This is a genomic window from Blastococcus carthaginiensis (assembly GCF_030731085.1).
Classification (GTDB): domain Bacteria; phylum Actinomycetota; class Actinomycetes; order Mycobacteriales; family Geodermatophilaceae; genus Blastococcus; species Blastococcus carthaginiensis.
On the sequence record NZ_JASNFN010000001.1, the window covers coordinates 442,879 to 465,498 of the forward strand.

The following is a 22,620-nucleotide window of genomic DNA, read 5'->3' on the forward strand; positions in this document are numbered from 1 at the left end:
CATGCGCTCCTCCCTCGCCGGTCCGCTCGCGCTGACCCTCCTGCTCACCGCCTGCGGCGGCGGGTCGGACGAGGACGCCGGCTCGGTCGCCACGCCGCCGACGACCGAGGCCCCCGCCGGCGCCCCGTCGTTGCAGGTCGAGGTCGTCGCCGGGGGCTTCGACCACCCCTGGGACGTCGCGCAGGCCGAGGACGGCACGCTGCTCCTCGACGAGCGTGCGGGCGGCTTCACCGCCGTGCGCCCCGACGGCACGGTCCAGGAGGTGGAGGCCGACCTCGGTGACCTGTTCGCCACCGGGGAGACCGGGCTGATGGGCCTGGTGCTGGACCCTGCCTTCGCGGAGAACCGTCGGTTCTACACGTGCCAGGGCGTGACCGACGGCGACGGCGCCTCGATCGAGGTGATCGCCTGGACCGTCGCGGACGACTGGAGCACCGCCACCCGGGTCGACGACCCGCTGATCGGCGGCATCCCGGTCAACGAGGGCTCCGGGCGGCACGGCGGCTGCCGGGTGGAGTTCGGGCCGGACGGGGCGCTGCTGGTGGGCACCGGCGACAACGCCGTCGGCACCTACCCCCAGGACCTCGGCGTCCTCGGCGGCAAGGTCCTCCGCGCCGATCCGGCCACCGGGGAGCCGCTGCCGGACAACCCCTTCGTCGCCCCGGACGACGGCGCCGAGGACCTGATCTGGACCTACGGGCACCGCAACGTGCAGGGCCTGGCCGTCCGGCCGGGCACCGACCAGACCTACTCCGTCGAGCACGGCCCCGACCGCAACGACGAGGTGAACCTGCTGCAGCCGGGCGGCAACTACGGCTGGGACCCGGGGGCCGGCGGCTACGACGAGAGCGTGCCGATGACCGACCCGGAGATCGAGGGCGCGGTACCGGCGGTCTGGGATTCGGGCGCCCCGCCGATCGCGCCCAGCGACGGCACCTTCCTCGAGGGCGACCAGTGGGGCGACTACGACGGGCTCCTCCTGCTGGGCGCGCTGCGCGGGCAGCACGTCCTGGCGCTGCGCCTGGACGAGCAGGGGCAGCTGGTCGAGCAGTTCCGGCTGCCCGAGCTCGACGGCACCTACGGGCGGATCCGCACCGTCGAGCAGGGCACCGACGGCGCGCTCTACGTGACCACCGACAACGGCGACGACCGGGACCAGCTGCTGCGTGTCACCCCGCAGGGCTGAGCGCCCGGGCGGCCACGCGCGGCGGCACGGCGGCGCCCGGTGGCAGCAGCGGGCACGGCTCCGGCTCGCCCAGCACCGCGCGCACCGGCAGCACGCCGGCCCACACCGGGTCGGCGGCGTCGGCACCCTCGACGTCCCGCTCGTCGTCGCCCGGCGGGCCGGTGCGGATCTTCACGCTCGCCTCGGCGAGGTCCAGGGCCAGCACCGCGGTGGCGGCGAGCTCCTTGCGGTCGGGCCGGCGGGTGGCCGCCCACGATCCGGGCGCCAGGTGCTCGGTGAGCACCTCCAGCCCGAGCAGCCGCTCGTCGGGATCGGTCACCAACCGGGCCGCACCGTGCACGACCGCGCAGCGGTAGTTCACCGAGTGGTGGAACGCCGAGCGCGCGTAGACGATGCCGTCCAGGTGGGTGACGGTGAAGCAGACCGGCGCCCCTGTCGCCGCCCGCAGGGTGGCCGCGCCCGTCGAGCCGTGCAGGTAGAGGGTGTCGTCGTGCCGCCCGTAGCCGGTCGGCAGCACCACCGGTGCGTCCCCGACCTGCACGCCGAGGTGGCCGATCAGCCCGGCGTCCAGCACGGCGTGCAGGTCGGCCCGGTCGGTGCGGGCGCGCTTCGCGCCCCGGCGCACGGTGCTGCGGGCGGTGGGGGAGAGCGGGGCGGCGGTGTCCACGGCGTCGATCCTGCGTCGGCGGGTGGACTGCCGGAACGGCCAATCCGCTAGATTTCGGCCAGTCCACTCGTCCCCGTCGGCAGGAGCGCCGTGATCGACGTCCCGACGGTGGTGCTCGACCGGGGCTCGGGAACGCCGCTGTCGGTGCAGCTGGCCGAGGCGCTGCGCGGCGCGGCCGCCGACGGCACGCTGCGCCCCGGCGACCGGCTGCCCTCGACGCGCGCGTTCGCCGCGGCGCTCGGGGTGAGCCGCACCGTGACCGTCGCCGCCTACGACCAGCTGCTGGCCGAGGGCTGGCTCGGCGGGCGCCGCGGAGCCGGCACCTACGTCCTCGGCGCGGTGACGGCGGCCCCCGCGGCCGTCCCGGTCCCGGCCGGCCGGCCGCCGGAGGCCCCGGCGCTGGTCGACCTGCGCGCCGGGTCGCCGTGCCTCGAGGTGCTCGACCGCGCAGCCTGGCGGCGCGCCTGGCGGACCGCCGGCGACGGCGCACCCGACGCCCACCCGGAGCCGGCCGGGGACCCGGCCTTCCGGTCGGCGGTCGCGGACCACCTGCTGCGGCACCGCGGACTGGCTGCCGGCGCGGACGACGTGCTGGCCACGGCCGGCACCTCGGCGGCGGTGGGCGAGGTGGCGCGCACCCTGCCGCCGGGTAGCCGCGTGGCGGTGGAGGACCCCGGCTACCAACGGGTCGTCGGCGCCCTGCGGGACGCCGGGGTCGAGGTCGTCCCCGCCGCGGTCGACGACGACGGCCTCGTCGTCGAGGCGCTCCCGTCGGACGTGGCCGCCGTCTACTGCACGCCGGCCCACCAGTACCCGCTCGGCCGCCGGATGTCCGCCGCCCGCCGGCTGGAGCTCGTCGCCCGGGCCCGCGCGGACGGGTGGTGGGTGCTGGAGGACGACTACGACGGCGAGCTGCGCTACGACGTCGCGCCGCTGCCGCTGCTGGGAGCGCTGGGGCCCGACGTCGTGGTGCACCTGGGCACGACCGGCAAGATCGTCAGCCCCACGCTCGGCGTCGGATGGCTGGTGGCGCCCGGGCCGCTGCGGGGCGCATTGCTGGCCCGGCGCACCGCGACCGGCACGCGGCCGCCGCGGGCCGGGCAGCGGGTGTTCGCGGCGTTCGCGGCCTCGGGCGACCTCGCCCGGCACCTGCGCCGGCTGCGGCGGGAGCTGGTCGGCCGCGCCGAGGAGGTGCGCGCCGCGGTCGCGGCCGCCGGCCGCCGGGCGGAGGGCGACGCCGCGGGGGCGCACGTGCTCGTGCCGCTGCCCGGTCCCGGGGCGGAGGAGGAGGTCCGGACGGCGGCCGCCGCGCGAGGTGTCGCCCTGGACGACCTGGCCCGGCACACCGTCTCCGAAGGTGCCCGCCGCTCCGGCCTGGTCGTGGGTTTCGCCGCACCGTCGCGCGAGGAGCTGCGCCGGGCCCTGCCGGTGCTCACCGAGGTGCTCCGCGAGCACGGCCGCGGGCCCGCATCCCCGAGGGAGACGGACCTGGTCGCGCCGAGTGGGCCCGGAGGGTCCGCGCAGGCGTGACGCGGCGGCTCAGCTCACCGGGGGACGGCAGTTGGCCGCGGTGCCGTCCGGAGGACGGCAGTGTCATCGCGGTGCCGTCCGGAGGGCGGCAGTGTCATGGCGGTGTCGTCCGGAGGACGACCGGGTCATTGCACTTCCCAGGTGTCGCCGCCGGCGAGCAGCGCGTCGAGGTCGCCGGGGCCCTGCAGCCGGGCCTCGTGCAGCTGCTCGGCCATCATCGCCCCGTAGGTGGCCTTCTCGACCTTCCGGAACACGCCCATGGGGGTGTACCGGAGGTCCTGCGTGGCGAGCCGGGACAGCGCGAACGCGTACGACGGGTCCTCGCGGGTGGCGTCGTGGACGACGATCTCGCTCGCGTCGACCTGGTTGGTCTCGGCCACCCGGAGGCCGCCGAAGTCGTCGCGGACCACGCACGAGGCGCCGTCCGGCCCGAACACCAGCGGCTCGCCGTGCTGGAGCGGGATCGTCCACATCGGGCCGGTCGCCGGGTCCTTGAGCAGCTCGAAGGCGCCGTCGTTGAAGATGTTGCAGTTCTGGTAGATCTCCACCAGCGACGTGCCCTTGTGCTCCGCGGCCTGGCGCAGCACCTCGGTGAGACCCTTGCGGTCGGAGTCCATCGCCCGGCCGACGAAGGTGGCGTCCGCGCCGATCGCGAGGGACACCGGGTTGAACGGGTGGTCCAGCGAGCCCATCGGCGTGGACTTGGTGACCTTGCCGACCTCGGAGGTGGGCGAGTACTGGCCCTTGGTGAGGCCGTAGATCCGGTTGTTGAACAGCAGGATCGTCATGTCCACGTTGCGGCGCAGCGCGTGGATCAGGTGGTTGCCGCCGATGGAGAGCGCGTCGCCGTCGCCGGTGACGACCCACACCGACAGGTCGGGGCGCGAGGCGGCCAGGCCGGTCGCGATCGCCGGGGCGCGCCCGTGGATCGAGTGCATCCCGTAGGTGTTCATGTAGTACGGGAAGCGCGACGAGCACCCGATGCCCGAGACGATGACCATGTCCTCGCGCGCGATGCCCAGGCTCGGCAGGAAGCTCTGGACGGCGTTGAGGATGACGTAGTCACCGCACCCGGGGCACCAGCGCACCTCCTGGTCGGTCTTGAAGTCCTTGCCCTTGAGCTCGGTCTGCTTGGGACCGTGCTGCTCCAGCGAGCGGGCGATGGCGGCGTCGATCGGGGTCGGCGCGTCGGGCATGCCGAGTTCGACGGTGGTCACTGGACTGCTCCGTTCACGGCTGCGGGGTTTCCGGTGTCGATGGCGTCCTGGATCACGGCGGCCAGCTCGGCCGCGCGGAAGGGCAGGCCGCGCACCTGGGTGTGGCTCTGCACGTCGACCAGGTACTTGGCGCGCAGCAGCAGGGCCAGCTGGCCGAGGTTCATCTCCGGGCAGATCACCCGGTCGTACCGGGCCAGGACCTCGCCGAGGTCGGCGGGGAACGGGTTGATGTGCCGCAGGTGGATCTGGGCGACCTTCCGGCCGGACCCGCGGATCCGCCGGCAGGCGGCACCGATCGGGCCGTAGGTCGAGCCCCACCCGATGACGGCGACGCGGGCGTCGCCGTCCGGGTCGTCGACGTCGGTCGGCGGGATCGACGCGGCGATGCCGTCGATCTTCGCCTGGCGGGTGCGGGTCATGAAGTCGTGGTTGGCCGGGTCGTAGGAGATGTTGCCCGTCCGGTCGGCCTTCTCCAGCCCGCCGATGCGGTGCTGCATCCCCGCGGTGCCCGGGATCGCCCAGGCGCGGGCCAGGGTCTCGGGGTCGCGCAGGTAGGGGAGGAACTCGCCGTCCTCGCCGTTGGGCTCGGTGGCGAACCCGACCGCCGGGGCCAGGTCGGGCAGCGAGGCCGCGTCCGGGATCGCCCACGGCTCGGCCCCGTTGGCCAGGTAGCCGTCCGACAGCAGCATCACCGGCGTCCGGTAGGCGAGCGCGATCCGCGCCGCCTCGACGGCGGCGTCGAAGCAGTCGCCGGGGGAGCGCGGTGCGATGACCGGGACGGGGGCCTCGCCGTTGCGGCCGAACATCGCCTGCAGCAGGTCACTCTGCTCGGTCTTCGTGGGCAGCCCGGTCGAGGGGCCGCCGCGCTGCACGTCGACGATCACCAGCGGCAGCTCCGTTATCACGGCCAGGCCGATGGTCTCGGCCTTGAGGGCGACACCGGGGCCCGACGTCGTCGTCACCCCGAGGGCACCGCCGAAGGAGGCGCCGAGCGCCGCGCCGATGCCGGCGATCTCGTCCTCCGCCTGGAAGGTGCGCACGCCGAACGCCTTGTGCCGCGACAGCTCGTGCAGGATGTCCGACGCCGGGGTGATCGGGTAGGCCCCCAGGAACAGCGGCAACCCGGAGCGCTGGCCGGCGGCGACGAGCCCGAGGGCCAGGGCCTGGTTGCCGGAGATGTTCCGGTAGCGGCCCGGCTTCATCGGGGCCGGCTTGATCTCGTAGGAGACGGCGAAGGCCTCGGTGGTCTCGCCGTAGTTGTAGCCGGCGCGGAAGGCGGCGATGTTGGCCGCGGCGATCTCGGGCTTGCGGCGGAACTGGCGCTCCAGGAAGCGGACGGTGCCCTCGGTCGGCCGGTGGTACATCCAGCTCAGCAGGCCGAGCGTGAACATGTTCTTGCTGCGCTCGGCCTCCTTCTTGCCGAGGCCGGAGTCCTTGAGCGCATCGGTCGTCATCGAGGTCAGCGGGACGCTGACGGTCTGCCAGCCCTCGAGGGAGCCGTCCTCGAGCGGGCTGGTCGCGTAACCGACCTTGGCCAGGTTGCGCGGGGTGAACTCGTCGGAGTCGACGATGAGCAGGCCGCCGCCGGGTAGCTCGGCGAGGTTGGCCTTGAGCGCGGCGGGGTTCATCGCGACCAGCACGTCGGGCGCATCACCCGGCGTCATGACGTCGTGGTCGGCGAACTGCAGCTGGAAGGAGCTGACCCCCGGCAGGGTCCCCGTGGGGGCCCGGATCTCGGCCGGGAAGTTCGGCAGCGTCTTGAGGTCGTTGCCGAAGGACGCCGTCTCGCTGGTGAACCGGTTGCCGGTCAGCTGCATGCCGTCGCCGGAGTCACCGGCCAGCCGGATGACGACGCGGTCGAGCTCCACGACGCTCTTCACGAGGCCGCCGGGGGCCGAGCCGGGCACCGGGGCGCCGCTCGATCCCGACGGCGCAACGGTCGGGTTGGTGCCAGTCATCAGCGGTCTACCTCCACCGGGCGAGGTTACGTGCGTGTCTACGCGCCCGGGATGTGCAACCGGACACGCCGCAGCGGCGAGGATCCCACCGCGTCCAGTGGGGCAACGGCGGTGGCGGCACGGTCATTCCACAGGGGACCCGGTCGGGGGAGCGGTCGCCGGCCGGCCGGGAACGGGGGGTGCGACGACGGCGTTGGACGGGTCGTGCAACGCATGACCAACGGACTGAAGACCGCCCTCCTGCTGGGTCTGATGGGCGGGCTGATCCTCATGGCCGGCGCGCTGATCGGCGGGCGCGGAGGGCTGTTCATCGCGCTGCTCATCGCCCTGGCGGTCAACGGCTACGCCTACTTCAACTCCGACAAGCTGGCGCTGCGCGCCATGCGGGCCTTCCCGGTCACCGAGACCCAGGCGCCGCAGCTCTACGCGATCGTGCGCCAGCTCGCGACCGAGGCGCGCCAGCCCATGCCCCGGCTCTACGTCAGCCCGACGAACCAGCCCAACGCGTTCGCGACCGGCCGCAACCCGCGCAACGCGGCCGTCTGCGTCACCCAGGGCATCCTCGAGCTGCTCGACCGGCGGCAGCTGCGCGGCGTGCTCGCCCACGAGCTCTCGCACGTCTACAACCGGGACATCCTCATCAGCTCGGTCGCCGGCGCGATGGCCACGGTGATCACCTACCTGGCGCACATGGCGATGTTCGCCTCGCTGTTCGGCGGTCGCTCCGACGAGGACCGGGGCGGCGGCAACGCCCTCGGCGGCCTGCTGCTCATGCTGCTCGGCCCGCTCGCCGCCGGGCTGGTGCAGATGGCGGTCAGCCGCAGCCGCGAGTACCAGGCCGACGCCTCCGGCGCCCAGCTGTCGCAGGACCCGCTGGCGCTGGCCGACGCCCTGCGGGTGATCGAGCGGGGGACGGCGGCCCGCCCGCTGCCCCAGGAGGAGCGGCTGGTCACCCAGAGCCATCTCATGATCGCCAACCCGTTCCGCGGGCAGGGCCTGGCCTCGCTGTTCGCCAGCCACCCGCCCATGCCGCAGCGGATCGCCCGCCTGGAGCAGATGGCCCGCGAGCTCGGCCAGCGCTGACGGCGGACCCCCGTCCGGGGGCCGTGACGCCCGGGCGTGTGCGCGGGTGAGGGGTTCGGCATGGAACCCCGCGTCCGCGCACACGCCCGGTGTCAGCCACCGGCGGCGGGGTTCACCTGTAGTTGTCGAACTGCAGGGCGACGTCGAGGTCGGCGCCGCGGAGCAGCTGCTGCACCGCCTGCAGGTCGTCCCGCTTCTTGCCGCTCACGCGCAGCTGGTCGCCCTGGATCTGCGCCTGGACGCCCTTGGGGCCCTCGTCGCGGATCAGCTTCGCGATCTTCTTGGCGGTGTCGGACTCGATGCCCTGCTTGATCTTCGCCCCGATCTTGTAGCTCTTCCCCGAGGACTGGGGCTCGCCGGCGTCGAGCACCTTGAGCGAGATGTTCCGCTTGATCAGCTTCTCCTTGAACACCTCGAGGGCCGCCGAGACACGCTCCTCGGTGTCCGCCTGCAGCGTGACGCCGTCCTCGCCGGCCCACGCGATGGTCGCGTTGGTGCCGCGGAAGTCGAACCGCTGGGAGAGCTCCTTGCCCGCCTGGTTCAGGGCGTTGTCGACCTCCTGCCGGTCGACCTTGCTCACGACGTCGAAGGATGCGTCGGCCATGTCGTTCCTCTCCGTACGGGGCCGGTCCGGCGCACCGGTCGCGTCGCCGGGGACCCGTCACCCCTGGGTCAGTCGTCTTGTATTGTCACCCGGTACCCACACGGCGGGTTGCCCGAGTGGCCAATGGGAGCGGACTGTAAATCCGTCGGCTTAGCCTTCGAAGGTTCGAATCCTTCACCCGCCACGCCCGGTACGACGGCCCCCGACCACCAGGTCGGGGGCCGTCCGGGTACCGGGGGTCAGGGCGCCGTCGGTGCGCGTGCGCTGGAGACGGCGGTGCGCTCGAGCTGCTGCCCGCCGAGGAAGAGCCAGCCGAACGCGATGTCCACGTGGCGGGTGCAGCGCACCGTCACCTCGGCACCGTCGGTCTCGGCCGCCCAGCTGTCCAGCGCGGTACGGCCGTCGGCCAGCTGGTCGCCGACCGCGGCCTGCGCGGCGGCGCGGCTCAGTGGCAGCTCGGTGCCCACCCCCTGGGCGTAGACGACCGCCTCGTCGGCCTGGTTGGCCGCGGCCAGGGCGGCGCCGTCGCAGGTCGACTGCACCTCCTGCTGCTCGAGGAAGGCGTCGGACGCGGCGATCGCCCCGAAGGCCATGAGGGCCGCGACCAGCCAGCACACCAGGACGAAGGGGAGCGTCGAGCCGCGTTCGCGGTCGTCCTGGTCGGGGCGCACGCGCGGCAGCGTAAGCATCCGGCCACCGTCGTCCCCACCCTGTGGACACGATCTGTGGACACTGTGGACGAGGGTTCACCCGTCCTCGTGTCCTCCGGGGCGGGCCTGTGGACGACGCGGTGCCGCGGTGCCGCGCGACCGCCGCGCATCCGTCCGCCCGGCCCGTGCCGGCCTCCGCGGACACGGTCGCGGGCCCCGTCGGGATCCGGGTCCAGCGGTGAAATGGATCACTCCACGTGTGAACAACGTGGCGGATGGTCACGACATGACGTCTCCCGCGGCGTGTCGTGATCGACATGCTTGTGGCGACCCGTGACGGGAAGGAGTGTCTCCCGCGCGGTCCGTATTCGACGACGCTCTGCCCCCGCGCGTGGATGGCTGCCGCACCAGCCAATGAGTCGTGCCACGAGGGAGGCGCCATGAACAGCAGCATGCAGCGTGAGGACAGCTCGGCCCGCGGAGTCCGTTGGGGTCGGGGTGTGCGTTGGGGTCGTGGCGTCCGCTGGGGTCGCCAGGCCTGATCGGCCACCTGGTCCCGACGGGGCAGTCGTTCCTCCGGAACGGCTGCCTCGTCTCATGTTCGGGGAGGCTCGTGCCGATGACCTCCGCGGACGGGTTTCTCTCCCGCGTGCGGAGAGGGTGGCGGTGATCGACACCGCTGCTAGCCTTCGCCCGCCCAACGACCCGGGAGAGTGCCGTGCACGTGGCTGAGCAGGACGTTCGCGAGCGTAGTCGCCCGCGTACCGTCCGCAGCCCTTGGGTGGTCTCAGGGCTGGCGCTCACGGTTGCGGTCCCCCTGGGCGCGGCCGTCCTGTCGCGCGGGCTGGACCCCGTGCACGGCGTGCTCCTGGTCGCCGTCCTCCTCACCGCGGTGGTGGCGGAGTGGGTCTACGTGCACATCGAGTTCCGCCACCAGAGCTTCGTCAACTCCGCCAGCGAGCTGGCCTTCGTGATCGCCCTGCTGGAGCTCGGCGGGGCGTGGACGGCGGTGACCCGCGCGGCCGCCGTCGGGCTCGTGCTGGCGGTCCAGCGGTTCTCGCCGGCCAAGATCCTCTTCAACGTCGCCGTGGCGGTGATCGACAGCGCCGTCGCGGTGTTCGTGCTCGACCTGCTGTCGGCGGGTGACGTCACCCAGCCCTCCACCTGGCTCTCCTGCCTCGTGGCGGTCTTCGCGGCCAACGCCGTCGCCGCCGTCATGGTGGCCGGGGCGATCACCCTGACCCAGGGCTACCCCGGGCGCTCGGTCTGGACCAGCCTGCTGGTGCCCGTCGTCGTCGTCTCGCCGGTGGCCGTCCTCGTCGGCCTCGCCATCCTCCTCCTGCTGCACGCGACCCTGTGGTCCCTGCTGATCCTCGCGCCGCTCACCGCAGCGCTCGTCCTGCTCTACCGCCGGTTCGCCGAGGTGACCCGGGAGAGCCAGTCGCTGGAGCGGGTCTACGAGTTCGCCCGCCGGGTCGAGCAGGTGCAGCCCGACGAGGTCGGCACCCGGCACATCGTGCAGGCGGTGCAGGAGCTCCTCAACGCCGAGCGCGTCGCCCTGTGGCTGCCCCCCTACCTCGACGAGGGGCCGCGGCTGGTCGTCGCCACCGAGGGCGGCGCCGACTGGTACGACGGCCCGGGGGACCCCGACGACGAGCTGCGCCGCCGCGCGGTCGCCTCGTCCGGGGCCCTGCACGTCTCCGCCGGCCGTGCCGACGAGGCGGAGACGGCCGCGCTCGCCCGGCGCGGGGTCGCGGAGCTGCTGGGTGCGCCGGTGACCACGGCCGCCGGGGAGCCGGGCTACCTGGAGGTGTGCGACCGGCGCAGCGACGCCGTCTCCTTCGGCAGCAGCGAGCGGGGTGCCCTCGAGTCGATGCTCACCCACGTCAACGCGGCGATCCGGCAGCAGCAACTGCTCACCCGCATCCGCTTCGACGCCGACCACGACCGGCTGACCGGCCTGCCGAACCGGCAGCGGCTCGCCGCGGAGATCGACGCCCTCGTGGCCGCGGGTCCGGCCGCTGCCGGCGCCGGGCTCATCCTGGCCTCCCTGGGCACCTACGCCGACGTCACCGACACCCTCGGGCACGCCGCCAGCGACGAACTGCTCCTGGTCACCGCCGGCCTGCTCCGCGAGCACGCCCCGCCGCGCGCGCTGCTGGCCCGGATGGAGCGCGAGCAGTTCGCCGTCCTCCTCCCGGGGCTCTCGCTCGCGGCCACCGAGCAGGCCGCCCGGCGGCTGCGCGAGGCGGCGGCGACGCGGGTCCGCGTGGCCGGCCTGGACCTGGAGGTCTCGCTGACCATCGGCGTCGCCGCCGCGCCCGGGCACGGCACCGATGCCGGCACGCTCATGCAGCGCGCGGACGTCGCCCTGCTGGCGGCGGGGGAGTCCGGTGGCGTGGCCAGCTACCACCCGGTGCTCGACCAGCAGAGCCTGCGCCGCCTGCAACTCGGCACCGAGCTCGCGCAGGCGATGGCCGACGGGCAGATCGGCGTGGTCTTCCAGCCGGTCATCGACGCGCAGACCTCCGACATCGTGTCGGTGGAGACCCTGGTCCGCTGGACCCACCCGCGCTTCGGCAGCATCCCGCCCGAGGACGTGATCGGGCTGGCCGAGCAGATCGGCCGGATCGGTGCGGTGACCGACCACGTCCTGGACCTCGCGCTGGCCCGCTGCCGGCGCTGGCTGGACCAGGGGATCTCCCTGTCGGTCGCGGTCAACGTCTCCGCGTTCTCCCTCAGCGAGCCCGACCTGGTGGACCGCATCCGCGGCGCCCTCGAGCGGCACGGCGTGCCCGGGGAGCTGCTGATCCTCGAGCTCACCGAGAGCAGCGTCGTCGACGACTCGGTGCGCGAGAGCTCGGTGCTGGACGACCTGCACGACCTGGGGCTGCGGCTCTCGATGGACGACTTCGGCACCGGCTACTCATCGCTCTCCCAGCTCCGGCAGCTGCCCATCGACGAGCTGAAGATCGACAAGTCCTTCGTGCTCACCATGGCCACCAGCCAGGGGGAGTCCTTCATCGCGCGGTCGATCATCGAGCTGGCCCACAACCTGGGGCTGTGCGTGGTCGCCGAGGGCGTCGAGGACGAGATGACGCGCAACCAGCTCATCGCCATGGGCTGCGACAAGCTGCAGGGCTTCCTGATCAGCCGCCCGCTGCCGGAGGACCGGCTGGAGAAGTGGCTGCTCGCGCGCACCGGCGTGCGCTCCGCCGCGCCGGGGGCCACCCATCGCCGCCTGTTCGTCCGCACCTGACGGCTCGCGGGGGTCCCCGCAGGGAGGCCGTAGGCATCAGGTAGAGTCTTCGACGGCTCCTCGGAGCAGGCCCCTTTAGCTCAGTCGGCAGAGCGTCTCCATGGTAAGGAGAAGGTCTACGGTTCGATTCCGTAAAGGGGCTCTGGCAGTAAGCTGACCTACCGGTCCTGTCGCGAGACCGGCCCGTGTGGTCATCCCGGCGGTGTAGCTCAGCCTGGTAGAGCAAGCGGCTCATAATCGCTGTGTCACCGGTTCAAGTCCGGTCACCGCTACTCCCGACGGACCCGGCAACCCGGGTCCGTCGCCGTGTCGGCCTCCAGCCGGTGCGGCAGCAGGGCCCGGTCCCGGGTCCTGTCCCACAAGGCTAGGAGCGCTCCCGTGGCAGCCACCGACGTCCGTCCGAAGATCACCCTGGCCTGCCAGGAGTGCAAGAACCGCAACTACATCACCCGCAAGAACCGGCGGAACGACCCCGACCGGCTCGAGCTGAAGAAGTACTGCCCGCGTGAGCGCAAGCACACGCTGCACCGCGAGACGCGCTGACGGTCCGCGGCTGCTGGGCGAGGGCGGGAGCATGGCGCTGGACCGGGCACTGGTCGGGCGCAGCTACCCGCCCTCTGCCGTGTACGAGGTCGGCCGGGCGAAGATCGCCGAGTTCGCGGCCGCGGTCGGTGCGACCGATCCGGTGCACCACGACGTCGAGGCTGCACGTGCGGCCGGCCACGCGGACGTCGTCGCGCCGCCCACCTTCGCCATCGTGGTGAGCCTGGAGGCTGCCTTCGTGGTGCTCGCGGACGACGAGGTAGGCCTGGACTACAGCCGCGTCGTCCACGGTGAGCAGCGGTTCACCCACCACCGCCCGATCCGGGCCGGCGACCGGCTGGTCGCCACCACCACGATCGACGCCGCCCGCACCGTCGCCGGCAACGACCTGCTGACGGCCCGGGTGGAGCTGGCCACGGAGGACGGCGAGGCGGTCTGCACCGCCACCTCCATGCTCGTCGGGCGGGGGGCGGCATGACCGCGGAGGTGGGCACCGAACTCCCCGAGCTCGTCGTCCGGGTCACCCGCGCCGACCTGGTCCGCTACGCCGGCGCCTCCGGCGACTTCAACCCCATCCACTGGAACGAGCGGGTGGCGCGCGAGGTCGGCCTGCCCGGCGTGATCGCCCACGGCATGCTCACCATGGCGCTGGCGGCGCGGGCGGTGACCGGCTGGACCGGTGACCCGGCGGCGCTCCTCGAGTACCAGGTCCGCTTCGGGCGCCCGGTGGTCGTCCCCGACGACGACAGCGGGGCGGAGCTGACCGTCCGCGGCACGGTGGCCGCCCTGCTGGACGGCGGGCGGGCGCGGGTCGACCTCACCGTCACCAGCGAGGGCGAGAAGGTGCTCTCCCTCGCCCGCGCGGTCGTCCGGCTCGGTTGACGGGACTTCGGGAGCTCAGCCGGCCGTGGACAGCAGCCGCTGCAGCCGCGAGACGCCCTCGACCAGGTCCTCGTCGCCCAGCGCGTAGGACATCCGGACGTAGCCGGGGGTGCCGAACGCCTCACCCGGCACGACCGCGACCTCGGCCTGCTCCAGGATCAGCTCGGCCAGCTCCGCGCTGGTCTCCGCGGTGCGCCCCCCGATCGGCCGCCCGAGCAGGCCCTTGACCGACGGGTAGGCGTAGAAGGCGCCGTGCGGCTCGGGGCAGGCGACGCCGGGGATCTCCCGGAGCATCGACACGATCGTCTGCCGCCGCCGGTCGAACGCCGTCCGCATCTCCGCCACGGCGGAGAGGTCGCCGGTCAGCGCGGCGATCGCCGCCGCCTGGGACACGTTCGCGACGTTCGAGGTCGCGTGCGACTGGAGGTTGGTCGCCGCCTTGACGACGTCGGCCGGGCCTGCGATCCAGCCCACCCGCCAGCCGGTCATCGCGTAGGTCTTGGCGACCCCGTTCACCACGACGCACCGGTCGGCGAGCTCGGGGACCAGCACCGGCATCGACGGCGCCGTGAGCCCGCCGTAGGTCAGGTGCTCGTAGATCTCGTCGGTGAGCACCCACAGGCCGGCGTCGAGCGCCCAGCGACCGATCTCCTCCACCTGCTCGGCCGGGTAGACCGCCCCGGTGGGGTTGGAGGGGGAGCAGAACAGCAGCGCCTTCGTGCGCGGGGTGCGGGCGGCCTCGAGCTGGGCGGCCGAGACCAGGTAGCCGCTCTGCTCGTCGGCCACCACCGGCACGGGGACGCCGCCGGCCAGCCGGATGGCCTCCGGGTAGGTGGTCCAGTAGGGCGCGGGCAGCAGGACCTCGTCGCCGGGGTCGAGCATCGTCGCGAACGCCTCGTAGACCGCCTGCTTGCCGCCGTTGGTCACCAGCACCTGGGCCGGCGTGAGCTGCAGGCCGGAGTCGCGGGCGGTCTTCGCGACGATCGCCTCCTTGAGCGCGGGCAGGCCACCGGCGGGGGTGTACCGGTGCATCGCCGGCGTCCGCGCGGCGGTGATGGCGGCCTCGACCACGTAGTCCGGCGTCGGGAAGTCCGGCTCGCCGGCGCCGAAACCGATCACCGGCTTCCCGGCGGCCTTGAGGGCCTTGGCCTTCGCGTCCACCGCCAGCGTCGCGGACTCGGCGATGGCGCCGACGCGACGGGAGATGCGGCGCGCGGCGGGCGGCAGCTCGGTGGAACGGGCGGCGGACCCCGGAGCGGAGGCGTCGGTCATGGGCACATCGTGTCAAAGACCACGGCCGGGGGGTCGTCCGCCTGTTCCCGCGCAGGTGGCGGAGGTGCCCCGTCGGGGACGGGGTCGGTGGGACGTTCGCTCCCGCCCGTCGCGGTCCCGTACACTGGCTTCACCGGGGCCCGTTGACCCCGCCACCGGCGTGCCCCGGATCCTCTTCCGGGGTCGGTGCCACCGTGGCGGCGAGACGTCCCGGGGCCCACCCAGGGCATAGGGGTGTAGCTCAATTGGCAGAGCAGCGGTCTCCAAAACCGCAGGCTGCAGGTTCAAGTCCTGTCACCCCTGCCAGCAGGACACGGCACGACCGACCGACGGCCCTCGCGGGAGTGGCCACCACCGACGAGGCGAGCGAGGCGCAGTGAGCGACGAGAAGCCGGGCCGCGAGGACGACGCGCGCGCCGCCTCCGACGCCGAGCTCACCGACGAGCAGCTGGACCGCGAGGCGCCGGGGGTCGACGACGCCGCCGCCCTGGAGGCGGCCGAGGACGAGGTGGTCGGCGAGGCGGAGACCGACGAGGACAAGGTCGTCGCCGCGCCGCAGGGTGACCGGGCCGCCCGCCGACGGGGGCGGATCACCGCCGACGGCGACGAGGACGACGAACCCGCCACGCGGTCCCGCCGCGCCGCGCGGTCGGCCACGGAGCCGGCCCGCGAGGGCGCCCCGACCCGGTCGCGCGCCGCGGCGGAGCGGGCGCGCGCCGAGGAGCTGCGGCCCCGTCGCTCGATCATGCGCTTCCTGCGCGAGGTGGTCGCCGAGCTGCGCAAGGTCATCTGGCCGGGCCGGCGCGAGCTGATCACCTACACGACCGTGGTGATCGTGTTCGTCGCGTTCATCGTCGCGCTGGTCGCCGGCCTCGATCTGCTCTTCGCGCAGGGCGTGCTCGCCGTCTTCGGTTGATCCGCCCCCGCGCCTGAACGCCCCCTGACAAGGAAGAGACCCCCGTGATCGAGCTTGCGAGATCACCAATGAGCGCAGCACCGTCGGTCACGACGCCGACGAGCGCCAACGAGGAGAAGTAGTGACCGACCCCCGCGAGCCCTTCGAGACCGACAACGCGGTCGAAGGCACCGATCTGGACGACGCTCGATTCGACGAGCGCGGTACCGCCGACGTCGAGACCGGCGCCGGCGAGGCCGGTGCCGCCGAAGGGTCCAGCGACACCGCCGACCTGGCCGCTGGTGCCGCGATCTCCGACGGCGAGGTCGCCGACGCGACCCCCGAGGTGAAGACCGGGAACCCCGCCACCCTCGCCACCGACCCGCAGGTCGCGCCCGCCGACGACTCCGACGTCGCGGTGGAGGAGGACGAGGACCCGGTGGAGGCGCTGCGCAAGGCGCTGCGGATCGCCCCCGGGGACTGGTACGTCGTCCACTCCTACGCGGGCTACGAGAACAAGGTGAAGACCAACCTCGAGGCGCGCATCCAGTCCCTCGACGTGGAGGACTACATCTACCAGATCGAGGTGCCCACCGAGGAGGTCACCGAGATCAAGAACGGCAAGCGCTCGCAGGTCAACCGCAAGGTCCTGCCGGGTTACCTGCTGGTGCGCATGGAGCTCAACGATGAGTCGTGGGGCGCGGTCCGCAACACCCCCGGGGTCACCGGCTTCGTCGGCGCCACCTCCAAGCCCTCGCCGCTGACCATCGACGAGGTCGTGAAGATCCTCGCGCCGGCCACCACGCCGCAGGCGCCGCGGGCCACCGAGACCGCCGCGGCGAGCACGGGCGCCGCCGCCGCGCCGGCCGCCGTCGTCGACTTCGAGGTGGGCGAGTCGGTGACCGTCATGGACGGCCCCTTCGCCACGCTGCCCGCCACCATCAACGAGATCAACGCCGAGCAGCAGAAGCTGCAGGTGCTCGTCTCCATCTTCGGCCGCGAGACGCCCGTCGAGCTCTCGTTCAGCCAGGTCCAGAAGATCTGACCGACAGGCCCCGAAGACCTCACCACCCAACCTGAACCGGAGAACAGAGCATGCCCCCCAGGAAGCGGTTGACCGCGGTCATCAAGCTCCAGATCAACGCCGGTGCGGCCACCCCCGCCCCGCCCGTGGGTCCGGCGCTGGGTCAGCACGGCGTCAACATCATGGAGTTCTGCAAGGCGTACAACGCCGCGACCGAGTCGCAGCGCGGCAACGTCATCCCCGTGGAGATCTCGGTCTTCGAGGACCGGTCCTTCACGTTCGTCACCAAGACCCCGCCGGCGGCGCGCATGCTGCTCAAGGCCGCGGGTGTCGAGAAGGGCTCGGGCGAGCCGCACAAGACCAAGGTCGCCACGGTCACCCGTGACCAGGTCCGCGAGATCGCCACCACGAAGATGGCTGACCTCAACGCCAACTCGCTCGAGCAGGCCGAGAAGATCATCGCCGGCACCGCCCGGTCGATGGGGATCACCGTCACCGGCTGACGTCAGCCACCAGCACCGCGCTGAAGCAATCGTGGGAGGGCCCCGCCAGGCCCGTGCACCACGCGACCGGGGCCACGAGCCCCCGGAGAGGAAACACCATGGCGAAGCACGGCAAGAAGTTCCGCGCAGCGGCCGAGAAGGTCGACCGCGACAACCTGTACAGCCCGCTCCAGGCCGCCACGCTGGCCAAGGAGACGTCGACGACCGCCTACGACGCCACCGTCGAGGTCGCCATGCGCCTGGGCGTCGACCCGCGCAAGGCCGACCAGATGGTCCGCGGCACCGTCAACCTGCCGCACGGCACCGGCAAGACCGCCCGCGTCATCGTCTTCGCGACCGGTGACAAGGCCGCCGAGGCCGAGGCCGCCGGCGCCGACGTCGTGGGCTCCGACGACCTGATCGAGCGGATCCAGGGCGGCTTTCTGGACTTCGACGCCGCGATCGCGACGCCGGACCAGATGGCCAAGGTCGGTCGCATCGCCCGCATCCTGGGCCCCCGCGGCCTGATGCCGAACCCGAAGACCGGCACCGTCACCCCCGACGTCACCAAGGCCGTCAACGACATCAAGGGCGGGAAGATCAACTTCCGCGTCGACAAGCAGGCCAACCTGCACCTGGTGATCGGCAAGACGTCGTTCGACGAGGCCAAGCTGGTCGAGAACTACGCCGCCGCCCTGGACGAGGTGCTCCGCGCCAAGCCGTCCTCGGCCAAGGGCCGGTACCTGAAGAAGGTCACCGTCTCCACCACCATGGGCCCGGGCATCCCGGTGGACCCGAACCGCACCCGCAACCTGACGGTGGACGAGCCCACCGCGTGATGATCAGGTGACCTGGTCGTTCCGGGTCCTGGCTCACCGTCGACAGTGAGCCAGGACCCCGCCGGGTGAGCCAGGACGGCCCCGCTGCGCACCCGCGCGGCGGGGCCGTCGGCGTCCCAGGGGCAGTGCAGCGCTCGACGGCGCGGGATGTGACCGGGACGACGGCCGGCGCGCCCGGGGCGGCATGTATGCTCGTCCCCGTTCCCCCCAAGACCGCTGGTCGTCGCACGTCCGCGTGCGATCGAAGGTCCCGGAGCTCCGGGCGACCCGCGCAGGAGGACGGTTCGATCGGCAGGCGCTCGCGCCCGCCCCTCGCCCCGTGCGCCCTGCGCCGGGGCGTTCCTCGTCTCCGGGCCCTCCGTCGCACGCAGTCGTGCAGCGTCCAGCAGTCGCCCGACAGACGAGAGGAGGCCCATGCCCACGCAGGCGAAGGCCGCGGTGATCGACGAGATCACCGAGCGGTTCCAGTCGTCCAGCGCGGCGGTGCTCACCGAGTACCGCGGGCTGACCGTGGCGCAGCTGACCCAGCTGCGCCGTTCCCTCGGTGAGGGCAGCAGCTACGCCGTCGTCAAGAACACCCTGACGAAGCGGGCGGCGGACTCGGTCGGGCACTCCGACCTGGCCCCGCTGCTCAACGGCCCGACCGCGATCGCCTTCATCGAGGGCGACGTCGTCGAGGCCGCCAAGGCCATCCGCGACTTCGCGCGCGCCAACCCGCTGCTCGTCGTCAAGGGCGGCGTCGTCGAGGGCCGCACCGTCGGCCCCGCCGAGGTCACCGCCCTGGCCGACGTCGAGCCGCGCGAGGTGCTGCTGGCCAAGCTGGCCGGCGCCATGAAGGGCAACCTGACCAAGGCTGCCGGGCTGTTCCAGGCCCCGCTGTCGCAGGTCGCCCGGCTCGCCGAGGCGCTCAAGGAGAAGAAGCCCGCCGAGGCCGGCGCTCCCGAAGCCGCTGCTGCTGACACCACCCCCGACGCTGACGCCGCGGACGCCGCGGCCAGCACCGACTGATCCCAGAAGGAGACACCATGGCCAAGCTGTCCACCGCGGAGCTGCTCGACGCGTTCAAGGAGATGACCCTCCTCGAGCTGTCCGACTTCGTGAAGCAGTTCGAGGAGACCTTCGAGGTCACCGCTGCTGCCCCGGTCGCCGTCGCGGCCGCCCCCGCCGCCGGTGGTGGCGGCGGCGACGCCGGTGCCGCTGCCGAGGAGCAGGACGAGTTCGACGTCATCCTCGAGAGCGCCGGCGACAAGAAGATCCAGGTCATCAAGGAGGTGCGCGGCCTGACCTCGCTCGGCCTCAAGGAGGCCAAGGACCTGGTCGACAACGCGCCCAAGCCGGTCCTGGAGAAGGTCGCCAAGGACGCCGCCGAGAAGGCCAAGGCCGCTCTCGAGGGCGCCGGCGCCACCGTCACCGTCAAGTGACCCCCGCCCCGGCCTGACCGGGGAACGCACCACCAGGCAGGGGCCGTCCTCCTTCGGGGGGACGGCCCCTGTCGCATGTCCGGGTGGTTTCGACCGTCACAGGGAGACCCGGGTCACCGGAACTCCGTGACACACGTAACCTTCGCCCCGCGTGATCGTTACTGACCGGTAGTGACGCGGTGCGATCCCTCCGCATGCGGAGGGATCGAGGAGCAGCGCACTGCCGGGGCCCGCCGACGCGGCGGGGTGGGGAACCGGCGGGCAGCCGGGACGGGAGGCAGGGACACGTGGGCGTCGCAGTCGAGGTCTCGGGGCTGACCAAGTCGTTCGGCAGCCAGAACATCTGGAGCGACGTCACGCTCACCCTCCCGCCCGGGGAGATCTCGGTGCTGCTGGGTCCGTCCGGCACCGGCAAGTCCGTCTTCCTGAAGTCGCTCGTCGGCCTGCTCAAGCCCGAGAAGGGCTCGATCGTCATCTCCGACACCGACATCGTCACCTGCCGGGAGCACCGGCTCTACGAGGTCAGGAAGCTGTTCGGCGTCCTCTTCCAGGACGGCGCCCTGTTCGGGTCGATGAACCTGTTCGACAACATCGCCTTCCCGCTGCGCGAGCACACGAAGAAGAGCGAGTCGGAGATCCGGCGGATCGTCCTCGAGAAGATGGACATGGTCGGCCTGCAGGGAGCCGAGGGGAAGCTGCCCGGCGAGATCTCGGGGGGCATGCGCAAGCGCGCCGGCCTGGCCCGCGCCCTGGTCCTCGACCCCGAGATCATCCTGTTCGACGAGCCCGACTCGGGCCTCGACCCCGTCCGCGTGGCCTACCTCAACCAGCTCATCGTCGACCTCAACGCGCAGATCGACGCGACCTTCCTCATCGTCACGCACGACGTCGGCACCGCCCGCACCGTCCCGGACAACCTCGGCCTGCTGTTCCGCCGCCACCTGGCCATGTTCGGCCCGCGCGAGCAGCTGCTCACCTCCCAGGAGCCGGTGGTCCGCCAGTTCCTCAACGGTCGCCGCGAGGGCCCGATCGGCATGAGCGAGGAGAAGGACGTCGCCCAGGTCGAGGCCGAGATGGCGGCCCTCGAGGCCCGTGGCGGCGATCAGCACAACGGCATCGGGCCCAAGGGCGCCAGCGGTGGCGACGCCGTGCCGCCGCAGCTCGACCCCTCCCCGGGCCTGCCCGAGCGCCAGGCGGTGCGCCGTCGGCAGGAGCGGGTCGCCCGGATGCTGCACGAGTTCGACCCGGCCACCGCCGAGGCCATCCGCGCTTCGCTGCCGGAGGACCTGCTGCTGCAGGCCGACGCCGGCGCCTTCACACCGACCGCGGCTGCCGGTGGCCGGCACTGGGCGCCCGGGCCGGACACGGTCCCGGCCGGCTCCGCGGCCACCGCCGTCCTCCCCCGGTCGGCGGGTGAACCGTGACCGCCACCGGACGACCGAAAGCGCCGGGTCTGCTCGACGGGAAGTTCTCACCCACCCGTCCGCTCGCCGCCAGCGGCAACCTGTTCGCCTTCGCGCTCGACGTGCTCCGGGCGCTCCCCAAGCGGCCGTTCCAGCTGCGCGAGTTCATCCAGCAGACGTGGTTCGTCGCGAGCGTCACCATCCTGCCGACGGCGCTGGTGGCCATCCCGTTCGGCGCGGTCATCGCCCTGCAGCTGGGCTCCCTCACCCGGCAGCTGGGCGCCCAGTCCTTCACCGGGTCGGCGTCGGTCCTGGCGGTCCTCCGCGAAGCGAGCCCCATCGTGACGGCTCTGCTGATCGCGGGCGCCGGGGGATCGGCCATCTGCGCCGATCTCGGTGCGCGCAAGATCCGCGACGAGATCGACGCGATGGAGGTCCTCGGCATCAGCCCGATCCAGCGGCTGGTGGTGCCCCGCGTGCTGGCGTCCATGCTGGTCGCCGTCCTGCTCAACGGGCTGGTCAGCGTGGTGGGCGTGGCGGGTGGCTACTTCTTCAACGTCGTCCTGCAGGGCGGCACGCCCGGCGCCTACCTCGCGTCGTTCAGCGCGCTGGCGCAGGTCGAGGACTTCTGGTCCGGGGAGATCAAGGCGCTGGTCTTCGGGCTCATCGCGGGGATCGTGGCCTCGTACAAGGGGCTGCGCGCCGGTGGTGGGCCCAAGGGGGTCGGGGACGCGGTGAACCAGGCCGTCGTCATCACCTTCCTGCTGCTGTTCGCGGTGAACTTCGTGATCACCGCGATCTACTTCCAGCTCGTGCCACCGAAGGGGCAGTGATGGCGCTGCTCTCTCCGACCGACCGGATCCGGGTCGGGGCCCGCCGGCTGGGCCAGACCGTGTACCGCCGGCCGATGGACGCCCTCGACGACCTCGGCGACCAGCTGAGCTTCTACGGACGCGCTCTCGGCTGGGTGCCGCGGGCGCTGCGCCGCTACAAGCGCGAGACGTTCCGGTTGCTGGCGGAGGTGACGTTCGGGACCGGTGCCCTGGCGGTCATCGGCGGCACCGTCGGCGTCATCGCCTTCCTCTCCTTCTTCACCGGCACGGAGGTCGGGCTCCAGGGGTACGCGGCCCTCGACCAGCTCGGCACATCGGCCTTCACGGGCTTCCTCTCGGCCTACTTCAACACCCGGGAGATCGCGCCGCTGGTGGCCGGCCTGGCGCTGTCGGCCACGGTCGGCTGCGGGTTCACCGCCCAGATCGGTGCCATGCGGATCAACGAGGAGATCGACGCTCTCGAGGTCATGGGGGTGCCGTCCCTGCCGTTCCTCGTGACCACGCGCATCGTCGCCGGCTTCGTCGCCGTCATCCCGCTGTACGTGCTGGGGCTCCTCACGAGCTACTTCGCGACGCGGACCATCGCGACCCAGGCGTACGGCCAGTCCGAGGGCACCTACGACCACTACTTCAACCTCTTCCTGCCGCCGCAGGACGTGCTGTGGTCGTTCCTCAAGGTGCTGGTCTTCGCCGTGGTGATCATCCTCACCCACTGCTACTACGGGTACCGCGCGAGCGGCGGTCCCGCGGGCGTCGGTCTGGCCGTCGGACGGGCGGTCCGCTTCTCGATCGTCGCCATCAACGTCATCGACCTGTTCCTGTCCCTGGCCATCTGGGGATCGACCACGACTGTCCGGATCGCGGGGTGACGG

The 22,620-nt window shown here is 72.7% G+C and carries 22 protein-coding genes and 4 tRNA genes; 20 read left to right on the plus strand and 6 right to left on the minus strand.

Going from position 1 to position 22,620, the window contains the following annotated elements:
- Position 1: 1 nt before the first annotated feature.
- Positions 2–1,186, plus strand: coding sequence for a PQQ-dependent sugar dehydrogenase (locus QOZ88_RS02165; RefSeq protein WP_305998181.1), 1,185 nt, complete (start codon positions 2–4; stop codon positions 1,184–1,186).
- Here QOZ88_RS02165 and QOZ88_RS02170 read toward each other — a convergent pair.
- Positions 1,170–1,853 carry a pyridoxamine 5'-phosphate oxidase family protein gene (locus QOZ88_RS02170; protein ID WP_305998182.1) on the minus strand — a complete coding sequence of 228 codons (684 nt, stop codon included), beginning with the start codon at positions 1,851–1,853 and terminating at the stop codon, positions 1,170–1,172. The genes QOZ88_RS02165 and QOZ88_RS02170 overlap by 17 nt on opposite strands.
- Positions 1,854–1,943: 90 nt before the next feature.
- Between QOZ88_RS02170 and pdxR the strand changes: the two genes are divergently transcribed.
- Complete coding sequence (gene pdxR / locus QOZ88_RS02175) at positions 1,944–3,383, plus strand: MocR-like pyridoxine biosynthesis transcription factor PdxR (RefSeq protein WP_305998183.1); 1,440 nt, start codon at positions 1,944–1,946, stop codon at positions 3,381–3,383.
- A gap of 125 nt (positions 3,384–3,508) precedes the next feature.
- Here pdxR and QOZ88_RS02180 read toward each other — a convergent pair whose 3' ends face one another.
- Together QOZ88_RS02180 and QOZ88_RS02185 are read right to left on the minus strand one after the other, a co-directional pair.
- Positions 3,509–4,600, minus strand: a complete 1,092-nt coding sequence (locus QOZ88_RS02180; RefSeq protein ID WP_305998184.1) for a 2-oxoacid:ferredoxin oxidoreductase subunit beta — start codon at positions 4,598–4,600, stop codon at positions 3,509–3,511.
- Positions 4,597–6,558, minus strand: coding sequence for a 2-oxoacid:acceptor oxidoreductase subunit alpha (locus QOZ88_RS02185; protein WP_305998185.1), 1,962 nt, complete (start codon positions 6,556–6,558; stop codon positions 4,597–4,599). The genes QOZ88_RS02180 and QOZ88_RS02185 overlap by 4 nt, the downstream gene beginning before the upstream one ends.
- Before the next feature lie 213 nt (positions 6,559–6,771).
- On the opposite strand from QOZ88_RS02185, the gene htpX reads away from it, so the two are divergent.
- A complete protein-coding gene (gene htpX, locus QOZ88_RS02190) occupies positions 6,772–7,641 on the plus strand; it encodes a zinc metalloprotease HtpX (protein WP_091931098.1) in 870 nt (289 codons plus the stop codon).
- A gap of 112 nt (positions 7,642–7,753) precedes the next feature.
- On the opposite strand, the gene QOZ88_RS02195 is transcribed toward htpX, so the two are convergent.
- Entirely contained in the window at positions 7,754–8,245 is a 492-nt protein-coding gene (locus tag QOZ88_RS02195; RefSeq protein WP_305998186.1) for a YajQ family cyclic di-GMP-binding protein, read from the minus strand.
- 102 nt (positions 8,246–8,347) lie between these two features.
- On the opposite strand from QOZ88_RS02195, the gene QOZ88_RS02200 reads away from it, so the two are divergent.
- Positions 8,348–8,429, plus strand: a tRNA-Tyr gene (locus QOZ88_RS02200).
- A gap of 55 nt (positions 8,430–8,484) precedes the next feature.
- On the opposite strand, the gene QOZ88_RS02205 is transcribed toward QOZ88_RS02200, so the two are convergent.
- Complete coding sequence (locus QOZ88_RS02205; protein WP_305998187.1) at positions 8,485–8,916, minus strand: pilus assembly protein TadG-related protein; 432 nt, start codon at positions 8,914–8,916, stop codon at positions 8,485–8,487.
- Between the two features lie 760 nt (positions 8,917–9,676).
- Here QOZ88_RS02205 and QOZ88_RS02210 point away from each other — a divergent pair.
- The 6 genes from QOZ88_RS02210 (at position 9,677) to QOZ88_RS02235 (ending at position 13,579) form a co-directional block, all read left to right on the plus strand.
- Entirely contained in the window at positions 9,677–12,154 is a 2,478-nt protein-coding gene (locus QOZ88_RS02210) for a putative bifunctional diguanylate cyclase/phosphodiesterase (RefSeq protein WP_305998188.1), read from the plus strand.
- 69 nt (positions 12,155–12,223) lie between these two features.
- Positions 12,224–12,296: transfer RNA gene (locus QOZ88_RS02215), tRNA-Thr, on the plus strand.
- A 56-nt stretch (positions 12,297–12,352) separates the two neighbouring features.
- Positions 12,353–12,426, plus strand: a tRNA-Met gene (locus QOZ88_RS02220).
- Positions 12,427–12,532: 106 nt separating this feature from the next.
- The gene (gene rpmG, locus QOZ88_RS02225) at positions 12,533–12,697 is read left to right on the plus strand and encodes a 50S ribosomal protein L33 (RefSeq protein ID WP_014378026.1); all 165 of its coding nucleotides are present in this window, start codon (positions 12,533–12,535) and stop codon (positions 12,695–12,697) included.
- 31 nt (positions 12,698–12,728) lie between these two features.
- Positions 12,729–13,175, plus strand: a complete 447-nt coding sequence (locus QOZ88_RS02230; RefSeq protein WP_305998189.1) for an FAS1-like dehydratase domain-containing protein — start codon at positions 12,729–12,731, stop codon at positions 13,173–13,175.
- A complete protein-coding gene (locus tag QOZ88_RS02235) occupies positions 13,172–13,579 on the plus strand; it encodes a MaoC family dehydratase (RefSeq protein WP_305998190.1) in 408 nt (135 codons plus the stop codon). The genes QOZ88_RS02230 and QOZ88_RS02235 overlap by 4 nt, the downstream gene beginning before the upstream one ends.
- A 15-nt stretch (positions 13,580–13,594) precedes the next feature.
- Here QOZ88_RS02235 and QOZ88_RS02240 read toward each other — a convergent pair whose 3' ends face one another.
- Entirely contained in the window at positions 13,595–14,851 is a 1,257-nt protein-coding gene (locus QOZ88_RS02240) for a pyridoxal phosphate-dependent aminotransferase (RefSeq protein ID WP_305998191.1), read from the minus strand.
- Positions 14,852–15,081: 230 nt separating this feature from the next.
- Between QOZ88_RS02240 and QOZ88_RS02245 the strand changes: the two genes are divergently transcribed.
- The 10 genes from QOZ88_RS02245 to QOZ88_RS02290 all read left to right on the plus strand — a co-directional run bounded on the left by QOZ88_RS02245 (position 15,082) and on the right by QOZ88_RS02290 (position 22,617).
- Positions 15,082–15,157 (plus strand) — tRNA-Trp (locus QOZ88_RS02245).
- A 70-nt stretch (positions 15,158–15,227) separates the two neighbouring features.
- Complete coding sequence (gene secE / locus QOZ88_RS02250) at positions 15,228–15,767, plus strand: preprotein translocase subunit SecE (RefSeq protein ID WP_091931105.1); 540 nt, start codon at positions 15,228–15,230, stop codon at positions 15,765–15,767.
- A 121-nt stretch (positions 15,768–15,888) separates the two neighbouring features.
- Positions 15,889–16,791: a transcription termination/antitermination protein NusG gene (gene nusG / locus QOZ88_RS23135; protein ID WP_305998192.1), complete on the plus strand. Its 903-nt coding sequence runs from the start codon at positions 15,889–15,891 to the stop codon at positions 16,789–16,791.
- A gap of 50 nt (positions 16,792–16,841) precedes the next feature.
- Complete coding sequence (gene rplK, locus QOZ88_RS02260) at positions 16,842–17,273, plus strand: 50S ribosomal protein L11 (RefSeq protein ID WP_091931107.1); 432 nt, start codon at positions 16,842–16,844, stop codon at positions 17,271–17,273.
- Between the two features lie 98 nt (positions 17,274–17,371).
- Positions 17,372–18,091: a 50S ribosomal protein L1 gene (gene rplA / locus QOZ88_RS02265; protein ID WP_305998193.1), complete on the plus strand. Its 720-nt coding sequence runs from the start codon at positions 17,372–17,374 to the stop codon at positions 18,089–18,091.
- Between the two features lie 414 nt (positions 18,092–18,505).
- On the plus strand, positions 18,506–19,099 hold the full coding sequence (rplJ, locus tag QOZ88_RS02270; protein WP_091929128.1) for a 50S ribosomal protein L10: 594 nt from the start codon (positions 18,506–18,508) through the stop codon (positions 19,097–19,099).
- Positions 19,100–19,116: 17 nt separating this feature from the next.
- The gene (gene rplL / locus QOZ88_RS02275) at positions 19,117–19,512 is read left to right on the plus strand and encodes a 50S ribosomal protein L7/L12 (protein WP_236826420.1); all 396 of its coding nucleotides are present in this window, start codon (positions 19,117–19,119) and stop codon (positions 19,510–19,512) included.
- 287 nt (positions 19,513–19,799) lie between these two features.
- Positions 19,800–20,936, plus strand: coding sequence for an ABC transporter ATP-binding protein (locus QOZ88_RS02280; protein WP_305998194.1), 1,137 nt, complete (start codon positions 19,800–19,802; stop codon positions 20,934–20,936).
- A complete protein-coding gene (locus QOZ88_RS02285; RefSeq protein WP_244523778.1) occupies positions 20,933–21,748 on the plus strand; it encodes an MlaE family ABC transporter permease in 816 nt (271 codons plus the stop codon). Before QOZ88_RS02280 ends, QOZ88_RS02285 begins: the two co-directional genes overlap by 4 nt.
- A complete protein-coding gene (locus QOZ88_RS02290) occupies positions 21,748–22,617 on the plus strand; it encodes an MlaE family ABC transporter permease (RefSeq protein WP_170852164.1) in 870 nt (289 codons plus the stop codon). The genes QOZ88_RS02285 and QOZ88_RS02290 overlap by 1 nt, the downstream gene beginning before the upstream one ends.
- Positions 22,618–22,620 lie beyond the last annotated feature (3 nt).